The following is an 11014-nucleotide window of genomic DNA, read 5'->3' as shown; positions in this document are numbered from 1 at the left end:
AGGCGGCCGGTGGGGACGGCAATGGGCGCAAAAGCGCAGGGATTCGGGCGGCAGCCATGTCGGCTACGGCCCGCCCGGAGGTCCACCGGGCAGTGCGCCGCGCTGCCCGGTGAACAGTTCGTGGAGCAGCGCTGCGAGTCCGGCGGCGTGGTCCGGTTCGGTCATCGACTGGTGCGTGCCGGGTGTCCAGCGCGTTCGTACGGGACGGCCGAGGAGCGCTGACCAGCCCAGGTCACCGGGTGCGGTGCCCCAGCCCTGTTCGGCTGCCGCTCGGACCAGCGTGACCGGCGCGGTGCACGGGCGCAGCGGTGGACCGCAGTGCAACGTGCGCACGTGCCGGGTGTGGAGCTCCGCGTACGGCCTCAGGTCGTCGGCCGTGTACGGAATCCCGCCCCGGGGCGAAAGGGCACGTGCGACGGCTTCGAGCACGCGGTCGGCAGGATCGCCTTCCGTCACGCCTTCGAGCAACTCCGGGGCCACCCCGAAGAGGCCCGCATACTCCTCGACCGTGGAACGCGGCCGCGCCTTGAGGACGTCGGGCGTCGCACTGTCCAGGAGCACCACGCCCCGGACAGGTCGGCCCGCCCGTTCCGCGAGGCCGGCCATCGCCACGGCGACGGCGCCCCCGAAGGACCAGCCGACCAGGGTGGCGCCGTCCGCCATGGCCGCCTCGGCCGCTTCGGCCAGGTATGCCTCGGCCAGCTCGGTCACCGTGCACCCGTCGGCCGGTCCGGACCCGCTCGCTTCGAACGCCGCCACCGGATAGCCGGCTGCCAGGTGCGGCAGCAGCCTGCGGAAACCACCGATGCTGCCGCTCGACGGGTGGATGAAGAGCACGGGGCTGCCCGCTCCGTCACGGAGTCGGACCAGGCTGCCCCGTGTCCGCAGCGATGACTCACCCACGGCGCGACGCGTCGATGAGCCGGGCGATGGACGTCACGGTGGGCTGCCGCACGACCTGCTGGAGCGAGAGCTCCACATGGCCCTGGGAGCGCAGCTGGTTGACGAGGCGGGCCAGCAGGAGCGAGTGCCCGCCGACGCTGAAGAAGTCGTCGTCCGGCCGCGGCCATCCCTGGTCGAGCAGTTCGCGCCAGGCTCCGGCGACGATGCGCTCTTCCGCGGTGTACTCCTCGGGCACGGCCTCCTCGTGCCGCTCGGCGCGCCGGAGCAGCGCCTTGCGGTCGGTCTTCCCGTTCACAAGGATGTCGAAGGCCGGCAGCACCGTGACGGACTTGGGAATCATCGGGCGCGGCAGGTGCCTCTGGAACGCCGCGAGGACCAGGTCGGCCGAGGCCGTGCCGGTGACGAACGCCCGCAGGCACGGTTCGTCGCGGGCGTCCAGCACCACTGCTGCCTCGCGCACTCCCTCGGCACCGAGCGCCACGCGCTCCACTTCACCGAGGTCGATGCGCCAGCCGTTGACCTTGATCTGGTTGTCCCGGCGTCCGGACACCCGCAGCGTACCGTCCTCGTCGAGCACCCCGATGTCGCCCGTGCGGTAGACGGGGAACACCTGGCGGGCCAGGTCGAGGTGGCTGAAGGGCGATGTCCCGGCCGCCCCGGTCCGGTACCCCCGGGCCACCCCGGGGCCGCCGATGACGACCTCGCCGCGCACCCCGTACGGCAGTGGGAGGCCCTGCTCGTCGACCACCGCGATGGCCGCGCCGGCGATGGCGGTGCCTACGTGCACGGTCCGGCCCGGGTGGACGCGTCCGGCAGTGGCGGTGGCCGTGGTCTCCGTCGGCCCGTACAGGTTCCAGATCTGGGCGCCCGGGAAGAGCGCGGTGATGCGCTGGACCAAACTGGCGTCGAGCGGTTCGCCGCCGAGGAGGAAGTGGGCGATTTCCGGAAGCACCCGAGGCGCGCCCGACTCGAAGGCGCTCAACAGAGCAGACGCGTAACTGGGTACGCAGTTCAGTGCCACCTGGCCGTCGTAGGTGCGCAGTTCGTCGCGTACGGCATCCAGGTCGAGCCGGTCGGCGGCGAGGAAGGTGACGCACCCGCCGCCGTACAACACGCCCAGTGTCTGCTTCAGTGACGCGTCGAACACCGGGCTGGAGAGCACCGGTAGCACGGTCCGCTGCGGGAGGAACTCCTCCGCGGACCAGCGCAGGTAGTTGGCCAGGCTGCTCCTGCTGATCTCCACGAGCTTCGGTACTCCGGTGGAGCCCGACGTCCGCAGCAGGTAAGCGGGGTCAGTGGGGCCTGCCGTCGGCGCCTGGCTGTCGATCCGGGGACCGGCCGGGCCGGGCCGGCCGTCTGCGGCGGCTTCGGCCGTGACATCGGCGAGCGCCAGCACTCGGCACCCTTGCGGCACCTCGATGTCCGGCGCGCCCGAGCCGGTCAGGAGCACACCGGCCTCGGCGTGCCGCATCGCTTCAGCCAGACGGGCCACGGGCTCGTGAGGTGAGAGCGGCAGGAACGCCCCGCCCAGTGCGTCCACCGCGAGGAGCGCGGCCAGCAGATCCGGCTCGGCTTCGGCGAGGACCGCGACCACGGCGCCCTGCCCCAGGGGGCCGACCGCCTCGGCCACGGCGGCGACACGCGCGCCGAGTTCCCGGTAGCTGGCCTGCTCCGCTCCTCTGCGGAAGGCAGTGGCGTCCGGGGTCTCCCTCACGTGCTGCCGGAAGCGCTCGGCGAGCGGCTGGGCCGCCCGGCGGCGGAGCCGGCGCGCCATCCCCTCCGCCATCTGCTCCTGCATCGCTGCCGGGACCAGGGCCAGCCGGGACAGGTCGACGTCCGGCCGGGCGGCGAGGTCGGCAAGGAGCCCGCTCCAGGCGTGCAGCAGGGCGGTCAGCCGCATCCGCGGCGCAGCTGCGGTGGAGTCGATCTGGAGCGCGCCGCCGCCAGGGGCCAGACGCAGCGAGCAGGTCAGGGTGTCACCGGCCGGGTGGAACCAGGACGCCTGGTACCAGCCGTCAGGGAGCGCGGGCTCTTCGGTGGCGTCGAAGACGAGGTGGGGCCGGCCGGATCCTTGCGCGAGCGCCGGAACCCCGAGCATGGAGCGGGCCTCGGTCAGGCGCTGTGCCCAGCGGTGCAGGGCCGCGGCCCCGCTGCTGTGCGGATCGATGACTCCGCCGAGCCTGAACACCTGGCCGAACGGGCCGGCGACCTCACCCAGTCCGAGGAGTTCGCGTGCGTCCGCGGCCATGCCGAACTCGTCCGGGTCGATGCCCAGGCGGTGGACGACGACGGCAAGCGCGAAGCAGGCCACGTCGGAGACGCTGCATCCGGCGTCCGCAGCGAGCTTCTCCATCGCCTGGTACGTCTGCCGGTCGAGTACGCACCGTTCGCTGGCGCGGTCGGTTGCGGACTCGTCGGTCCCGCCGGGAACGAGGTCCGTCACGCCGGGCCTGCCGGCGTTCTCTGCGGGGCGTCGGGCGGCCCAGTACTGCTCCTCCTGGGCGAGTTCGCCGCGGCGGACCATGGACCGGTGCCGCTGGGCCACCGCCAGGTAGTCGGCACGGGCGATTGCCTGGGCCGGGCCGCCGGCCAGCAAGGCCTCGGCGTCGGCCATCAGCAGTCCGAGCGAGGCAGCGTCGGCGAAGCCAGTCGAGCAGGTGATCTTGACTTCGGGCCCGTCCCAGCCTCCGCTGATGCGGATTCTCAGGGTGCCTCCGGACAGTTCCCAGCCGTGGCCCTCGGCGGTCTGCCGTCGGGTGATGCGGTGGGAGCGCTGGAGGGGAGTGCTCGTGTCCTGCGGCCACTCGTGGCGTGCGGTCAGGACCGGGTTGCCGGCCGCAGCACGGTAGAGGGAGTCACGCAGGCCGGCCACCGTGGCGCCCGGCACGCGGACGTGCAGGGCGAGCTCGCGGTCGGCCGTACCGAGCGCTGCCTGCTGGAAGGGGCCCAGTTCGTACAGGGGGGCCTTTGCGGTGTCGTCGTGGGCGAGGACGCCGGGGAGTTCCGTCACGGTCGGCGCCTCAGTTCTTTCGCAGGGAGAGGTAGGACTCAGCGGTCTTGAGGAGGATGCGGCGCGGCCCGCTGAAGGGACGGCGGCCGTGGGCACTGAGCATGTTGTCCACGACGAGGGTGTCGCCGACCTCCCAGTCGAACTGGACCGAGTGGCGCTCCACCACGTCGTTGACGACGCTGATCGTCTCGGCGTCGATCTCGGAGCCGTCCCCCCAGAACACGTTATTCGGCCAAAGCTGCTCATCGGAGTCGTCCGGGGAGGTGGAGAGCGCTTCGCGGATGCCGCTGTCCATACGGGAGATGTGGAATCCGTGCGCGTAGTTGAACCACACGTCCTCGCCGGTGTACGGGTGGCTGGCGATGGCCGGCCGGTTCTCGTACGTGCGCAGCTGGTCCCCGCCGATCCACTCCACGCGCCGGCCTTCGTCCGCGCAGAGCTTCTCGACGGCCTCGCGGTCGGCGGTCTCGTAGGAGCGCTGCCACGTACGGTTGTAGCCGTATCCCCGGACGTAGAGGAGCCCGCGCTCCGCGAACTGCCGGCGTATGTCCTCCGGAAGGTCACGGAGGATCGCGCGGTTGTTCGCGAGCGGCGTCTGGCCCCGGTCCGAGGGCGCGATGTCGCACTGGAAGAAGAGCAGCATCGGCCAGTCGTTGGAATAGCAGAATTCGCTGTGCAGGCGAATGTCCAGTTCTTCGGGGTATTCGCTCGCCGTGTACGTGTTCTCGCTCACCCGGCTGCGGATCGCGGCGCCACCTTGGTATTCCACCGCTCGGCCGCCGAAGGCGTCCACGAGTCCGTCGAAATCGGGGCGGACCGGGGAGCGGAACAGCAGGGCGCCGTGGCGGTGGAGGTCCTCCCGGAGTTCCTCCCGGTGTTCCTTGATCCACGCGTTGATGTCGGTCTCCGGAGTAGCCTCGAAGACGAGGGGCAGCTGCTCCTTGTTGTAGACGGTCCTGCGGACCGGTTCCGGCATCTCCACGGGTTCACCTGCGGGTGACACCAGGCCAGCGAACTTGCTCGAGATCACGGTTGCTCTCCGTCGTTCTTCGATGCTCATGGGCAGACGAAGGCGGTGTTCATCACGCCTCCGCGAGGGGTGTTGACAATGGCGGTGGAGGGGTCGGGGCTCTGCCGGACGAGGATTCCGGCCCCCTTCCCTCCCATGACCAGCGGGCTGAACACGCCTGCCGTCCGGATCACGCCGGATTCCTCTGAGCCGGGCAGCCGAACCGACTGCGGCAAGGGGTCCGGTGCATGGAATTCCTGAACCACGTGGTTTCCGTCGGCGAGTCCTTCCGAGACGGCCGAGTGCCATTCGGACTCGGTGGCATCGCGCCCGGCCACGACGCCGCGCGCACCGAACTGGTCGGCGGGCTTGAGGACGAACCGTTCGCGTTCCTCGAGCACCAGGTCGAGCAGGGGCTTCCGCTTCCCCTGCCAGGACACCGCGCCGTCGGTCAGCTCCCGGGTCCACGGCACCGTGCGGTGCACGAACGCGCCGTCGCGGGCGGTGAGCAGGTCCGCGTCCTCGCTGAGCCAGGCCAGCATCTTCTTGCTCGTGTAGACGGCGCCGGCCTCGGGCGCGAGGATCAGCGTGGTGTCGTGCCGGACGGCCTCCCGCATCGCGGTGACGTCCACCGGGTCCTCGTGGGCGTTGACGATCGTGAACATGCGCAGGGCCACGTCGATGGGGCTGCCCTGGAAGGTCAGCCCGCGTGAGTCGTGCTCCAGCTCGTCGGGGACCGCGAACCGGCAGGGCAGTCCGTGGCGGGCGAAATCGGTGATGACGTCGTCGAAGTACTCCTCCCCGCCGAATCCCGGTCCGCGCCGGTGCCCGAGGACGGCCACCGAGGGCTTGGGCCGGCCACGCGAACGCGTGGCACGCAGCACCACTTCCCTGCGCGGCCCGAAGTTGTCCATCGACGTCAGGCCCATTCGGCGGGCGAGCGGCGCGAAGGTCGACTCCTTCCAGTAGAAGCCGTCCATCGCCGCCAGGTGCTCGATGCCGGCGACGGCGCTGTCGAGGTTGCACTCGACGAACCAAGGGCGGCCGCCGCTGACCACGATGTCGGGCCTGGCCATGGAGAAGGCCCAGCGGTTCCACGAATCGCGGTGGGTGAGCACGCTGCACGGCGGGCGCCGGTACCCGAGCCGCTCCACCAGGGCCGGGAAGTCCGGGGCACGGCGTTCGCCGACCTCTGAGATGAGCCGTACGAGGCGTCGGGTCGCGGCCACCATGGCGCCGGCCGCCTGCTGCGTGAGCAGGACCGGCCGCAGCGGGACGGGAGCGGTCGGATGCCGATACGTCCCTTCCGTGCTGTCCGCGTCCATGCCCATGTGGCGGTCCAGGCGCTCGGCACGTTCGTGGCTCTCCCGCCGCGAGCGGCTCGTGGCGAGAAACGTGTCGTCGAGCGTGCGCGCGACGTCTGTCGCGATCAGATCCATCCGCTCCGTCCATCTGTAGGGGGTGATCGTCGGGGAGTTCAATTCGCCGCGTGCATCAGGACGTTGATGGAGGCGCCGAGGCCGGCGTTGACCACCCCGCCGACGTCGTCGGGCGCATGGCGGACCAGACAACCGGCGGGCTTGCCGTCGAAGAGGTTGAAGCCGTACACCGGCCGGACGGAGACGTCCTGGCGACGGCGTAGCGAGGTTCGGTAATGGGGCACCACTACCGAGTCGGGACGCGCGTACTCCTGGACGACGTGTCCGCCCTCGGCGAGAGCCCGGTCCACGGCCCGGTCCCAGTCCGGCTGGGTGCTCTCGCACCCCATGACCACCCCGTGGCCGCCGTAGTCCGCTACCGGCTTGAGGACGAACTCGTTCCGGCGCTCGCGCAACAGGCGGGGCAGGTCGACCGCCTCACCGTGGTAACGAGCCGGCTCGTCTGCCACCTCCCGGGTCCAGGGCAGATGCCGGTCGAGGAACGCACGGTCTTCGGCGCTCATCCAGGGGCGTCCGCGCGACATCCACGCGAGGACCGTCTTGTTCTGGAGGAGGAAGGCCGATTCGGGCGCCAACAGGTGCGCTCCCCTGCGCTGCGCCTCGAGAACCGGCTCCAGGCCGATGCCCAGCCGGTCCCAGTCGAGTTGCATGAAGTGACTGAGGACCACCGTGTGGCGCAACCCGCCGTCAGGACCCAGCAGCTGCTCAGGTTCCACGAAGTCCGCCGCCATCCCGCGGGCGCGCAGGTAGTCCACTTCCAGGTCGAAGAACCGGCGCCCGGGGTAGTCGGGGTCGCGCATGCTGCCGAGCAGTGCCACCCCCGGCGGACCGCCGGGAAACTCCGAGCAGGCTCGGGCGTAGAGCGCGTGGCGGGCCGCGAAGGGCTCGGGAGCGTCGTACAGCGGGGCGCCCTGCGGCCCGCGGAAGGCGTCGCGGTGGCACTCCGTCATCATCTGGATGTGCGGGGGTCCGCCGATCGCACCGCCGATGTTGCACTCCAGGACGCGCAGTACGCCACCGCTGACGACGGCGTCCGTGCGCGACATGCAGGCCGCCCAGTCGCGCTCCCGAGGGCTGTCCGTCAGCAGTCGGTGCCGCTCCGGGACAGCACCGAGCCGGTTCAACAGGTCGTACGGAGTGGTGCCGCCCTCCCAGCAGGTGCGCTCCAGCAGCCGGGTGAACTGCGACACGACGCGATAGTGGGAGTCGTGTTCCTCAGTGGACACGACGACCGGGTGCAGAGCGATGCTTTCGGCACTGGTGTACGGAAGGCCACGGAGCGCGTCGGAGACCCGTTCCGCCTGCTCTTCGGGCTGGAAGTCCGGGCCGGACCACAGCGGGGACGGGGACGCGATGTCAGGCAACATGGCCGGTCCAGGGGGGAGTCGGGTCATCGGAGTAGACGAGGTCCATGTAGCGTTCACCGCGGTCCGGCAGGATCGTCAGAACGCGTGAGCCGGCGGGCAGCGCGGGTCCCGCCGTGCGGATCGCGCTGACCACGGCGCCCGACGAGGCGCCGGCGAGGATGCCTTCGGTCCGCAACAGCGCACGGCACCCTGCGACGGCGTCCTCCTCGCGTACGTGGACCACGTCGTCCGGGTCGAACCGGGTGGCCAGTTCCGGCCGCATGCTGGAGCCGTGCCCCGGGAGGTGGCGCGGTGCCGGAGTCCCGCCGAAGACCACCGATCCGTAGGCGTCGGCCGCTATGACCTTGAGGTCGGGCCACTGCTCGCGGAGCCTGCGGGAGACTCCTTGGAGGGTCGCGGTCGTGCTCACTGCGATGACGAGTGCGTCCAGCGGCCCGGAGACCTGCTCGATGATCTCCCGTGCCGTGTGTGCGTAGTGCGCCTGCCAGCAGAGGTCGTTCGCGTACTGGTTGACCCACACGGCACTGGGATCCTCGACGGTGAGTTCCCGGACGCGCGCTAGCCTGGTCTCCAGGAAGCCGCCCATCCGGTCCCGCGCCGACACCATGTCGATGCGCGCGCCGAGGCTGGAAAGAATTTTCAGGTTGACGGAGGAGACGTTCGGGTCCAGAACGCAGGTGACGCGGATGCCGTAGAGCGGGGCGAGAGCGGCCAGGGCAATTCCGAAATTCCCTGATGAGCTTTCCACGATGTGGCCGCCCGGCTTCACTGTGCCGTCACCGAGCCAGGCTTCGATGACGTGGCGGGCGGCCCGGTCTTTCATACTGCCGAGCGGGTTGAGGTATTCAAGTTTGGCGTATACCTCGTAATGCTCCTCGCGGAACATGCGCGCCAAATGCACAACAGGAGTGTTGCCGACCGCGTCGGCAATGGATGCGTGTATCACAAGTCCCCTACACTTACCTGGCGAGATGGGTACCGGAACCCAGTTCCCGGGCAGCCGCGACCACGCGGTGCGCGAGGGCGACGTCCTGGACCGACATTCCAAACGGGTTCACGACGGTTACGCCCTCACCGGGACGGCCGCCGGACGGGACCTCACCGTTCAGATAGGAACCCAGCTCCCCGTCCACGGCCTTCGCAGCAGGACCGGGAGGCGTGTCGCCGTGCCAGTAGAGCGAGCCTTGCCGGTACATGCGGCCCAGCAGGCGGCGGGGGTCACTGCGAACCAGGTTCCAGTCGTCGACGACCAGGCGGGACGCCTGGAGCACCACTTCGGGGAGCAGGTCGTCGAGGGACACGTGGACGACGACGGCATCGGGCCGCAACCAGGCATGCCGGATGTACCCTTCGGTCACCGTGGTGAGGGGAATGACCACGTCAGCGCCGCGGACCGCATGTTCGGCGTCGGACATGACAGTGATCTTCACGCCGTGCGCGGCGGCGACGGCACCGTGGCGTTCCGCGAAGGCAGCGGCGTACGACGGGTCCCGGTCGTAGACCTGGACGGTACGCAGGGCTGCATGCCGGGACAGCAGGAGCCGCAGGTGCGTGTCGCTCTGGGTCCCGCAGCCGATGAGCCCCAGAACCTCGACCGGCCGGGGCGCCAGCGCCTCGATCGCGGCCACGGACACGGCAGCCGTGCGGGTCGCACTGATCAGGGCGGCGTCCATCATCGCGTAAGGGTGCGCGGTTTCTGGATCGAAGAGAAGCGTGATGCCGTCGGCACGCGGTATCCCCCGCGCGATGTTTCCAAGGGACGCATTGATGATTTTCGTTCCGATGGCCTGCTCCGGACCGTCAATAAATCCGGGCATGTTGAGATTCCGAGCACTGTGGCCATCTCGAGTAGTCCAGCCCATATAGGCCTCGTCCGGCACGGTGGTGTCACCCCGGCCGTGCGCCCGCAGCGTGTCGGCCGCGACGGAAACCACATCGATCTGCTCAAGCGCCTGCGCGACCTCGGCACGGGTCAGATAGAAGAGCGTATGAGAGCTGTGGAATCCGGAACCTTCCGAATGCCCTTTCCCACCCTTGATGTGATGCTCCATCAACTTGCCCCCGGATTCGTCTTGCCGACCATGCGATCAGCCTCTCCGGTGAAATGCCCTGCGTCCATGGCGTTCGCTGGCCACCAACGTGCGCCGCAACAACATGAGCACCGGCGCCCTCCAGCCTCGCCGGGCCACCGTGGAGAGCGACCGGTCCCTGCAGATCGTCACCCCGCCGCACTGCCGCCTCTCCCTGCCCTCCTCGGCGGCGCGCTGGAAGCCGCCTGGCAGGCACTGACCGGCGGACCGCCGACCGGCTGGGGAACATCAGAGCCCGCCGGTGCGACCTGGTCGCGGCGACAGCTGACCGAGCTGGCCTACGAGCGCGCCCCCCGCTCCACCTGGACGGTGGTCGTCCGACAGCTGCACCGCCCTCGAGCAGCTCCTGCGCCACCTGCGCGGGGCGACGCCCGTCAGGCCGGCGCCGTCGCCCGCTTCGAGCCCTCGGGCGCCCGCGGGCCGGACACCGCACAGAGCCAGGAGCTCGTCTTCATCGGCACGGGCCTGCGCGCCGACTCATTGCGGGCGGCGCTCGAAGCCTGCCTGCTCTCCCCGGGCGAGGCCGTGCCCGCCGGGGACGACTTCCCGGACTGGGAGACGTACGGGATCGACGACGTCTGCGAGCACGAAGCCGCCGCCCCTCAGGCGGCCTGAAACTCCGGGCCGGACGGTGGTCGCAGCCACGGCACCGTCCGGCCCGGCCTCTCATGGGCACATCACTCGCGGGTCCGCCCCTCCCCCAGGGGAGAGTCGGGTTGTTATTGAAAATGATTCCCATTTCCGTATACTGCTGCCATGGCACGCAACGAAGTACGCCCGATCATCAAGCTCCGCTCCACCGCCGGCACTGGTTACACGTACGTCACCCGCAAGAACCGGCGTAACGACCCGGACCGGATGGTGCTGCGCAAGTTCGACCCGGTCGTCCGCCGGCACGTCGACTTCCGCGAAGAGCGCTGAGCAAGCCCCCAGAGAGAGCGACCCCATGAAGCCTGGAATCCATCCCTCCTACGGCCCCGTCGTCTTTCGCGACAAGGCCGCCGACTTCGCGTTCCTCACGCGCTCGACCGCCTCCAGTGACAAGACGGTCGAGTGGGAGGACGGCAACACCTATCCCGTCATCGACGTGGAGATCTCTTCACAGAGCCACCCCTTCTACACCGGCACCGCGCGGGTCCTGGACACCGCCGGCCGCGTCGAGCGCTTCGAGCGCCGCTACGGAGGGCCCAAGTGAC

11 protein-coding genes and 1 pseudogene are annotated in these 11014 nt (G+C 70.1%); 5 read left to right on the top strand and 7 right to left on the bottom strand.

The window, feature by feature from the left end; genetic code table 11:
• Nucleotides 1–63: 63 nt before the first annotated feature.
• From ACFWU6_RS03710 to ACFWU6_RS03680, 7 genes are all read right to left on the bottom strand, one after another.
• The gene (locus tag ACFWU6_RS03710; protein ID WP_383978144.1) at nt 64–837 is read right to left on the bottom strand and encodes an alpha/beta fold hydrolase; all 774 of its coding nucleotides are present in this window, start codon (nt 835–837) and stop codon (nt 64–66) included.
• Between the two features lie 58 nt (nt 838–895).
• On the bottom strand, nt 896–3913 hold the full coding sequence (locus ACFWU6_RS03705; protein ID WP_383978142.1) for an AMP-binding protein: 3018 nt from the start codon (nt 3911–3913) through the stop codon (nt 896–898).
• A 10-nt stretch (nt 3914–3923) separates the two neighbouring features.
• Nucleotides 3924–4889, bottom strand: a complete 966-nt coding sequence (locus ACFWU6_RS03700; protein ID WP_383978285.1) for a TauD/TfdA family dioxygenase — start codon at nt 4887–4889, stop codon at nt 3924–3926.
• Between the two features lie 80 nt (nt 4890–4969).
• Nucleotides 4970–6361 (bottom strand): hypothetical protein, encoded by a 1392-nt coding sequence (locus tag ACFWU6_RS03695; RefSeq protein ID WP_383978139.1) that lies wholly within the window; start codon nt 6359–6361, stop codon nt 4970–4972.
• A gap of 38 nt (nt 6362–6399) precedes the next feature.
• A complete protein-coding gene (locus tag ACFWU6_RS03690) occupies nt 6400–7728 on the bottom strand; it encodes a hypothetical protein (protein WP_383978136.1) in 1329 nt (442 codons plus the stop codon).
• Nucleotides 7718–8674: a 2,3-diaminopropionate biosynthesis protein SbnA gene (sbnA, locus tag ACFWU6_RS03685; protein ID WP_383978133.1), complete on the bottom strand. Its 957-nt coding sequence runs from the start codon at nt 8672–8674 to the stop codon at nt 7718–7720. The genes ACFWU6_RS03690 and sbnA overlap by 11 nt, the downstream gene beginning before the upstream one ends.
• A 13-nt stretch (nt 8675–8687) precedes the next feature.
• Complete coding sequence (locus ACFWU6_RS03680) at nt 8688–9779, bottom strand: ornithine cyclodeaminase family protein (RefSeq protein WP_383978130.1); 1092 nt, start codon at nt 9777–9779, stop codon at nt 8688–8690.
• A 103-nt stretch (nt 9780–9882) separates the two neighbouring features.
• Between ACFWU6_RS03680 and ACFWU6_RS03675 the strand changes: the two genes are divergently transcribed.
• The 5 genes and pseudogenes from ACFWU6_RS03675 to ACFWU6_RS03655 all read left to right on the top strand — a co-directional run bounded on the left by ACFWU6_RS03675 (nt 9883) and on the right by ACFWU6_RS03655 (nt 11013).
• Entirely contained in the window at nt 9883–10017 is a 135-nt protein-coding gene (locus tag ACFWU6_RS03675) for a hypothetical protein (protein ID WP_383978297.1), read from the top strand.
• Nucleotides 9960–10103 (top strand): annotated as a pseudogene (locus ACFWU6_RS03670) (DUF6177 family protein); the annotation flags it as partial. The gene ACFWU6_RS03675 and the pseudogene ACFWU6_RS03670, both read left to right, overlap by 58 nt.
• Before the next feature lie 24 nt (nt 10104–10127).
• Nucleotides 10128–10433, top strand: a complete 306-nt coding sequence (locus tag ACFWU6_RS03665) for a GTP-binding protein (RefSeq protein WP_383978282.1) — start codon at nt 10128–10130, stop codon at nt 10431–10433.
• 141 nt (nt 10434–10574) lie between these two features.
• On the top strand, nt 10575–10739 hold the full coding sequence (rpmG, locus tag ACFWU6_RS03660) for a 50S ribosomal protein L33 (protein WP_007267663.1): 165 nt from the start codon (nt 10575–10577) through the stop codon (nt 10737–10739).
• 25 nt (nt 10740–10764) lie between these two features.
• Nucleotides 10765–11013, top strand: coding sequence for a type B 50S ribosomal protein L31 (locus ACFWU6_RS03655; protein ID WP_383978127.1), 249 nt, complete (start codon nt 10765–10767; stop codon nt 11011–11013).
• Nucleotide 11014 lies beyond the last annotated feature (1 nt).

Origin of the sequence: Streptomyces sp. NPDC058674 (genome assembly GCF_042716505.1) — a bacterium.
Taxonomy (GTDB): domain Bacteria; phylum Actinomycetota; class Actinomycetes; order Streptomycetales; family Streptomycetaceae; genus Streptomyces.
Note: the sequence above shows the minus strand (reverse complement) of the source record. Positions and strands in the feature narration are given on the sequence as shown.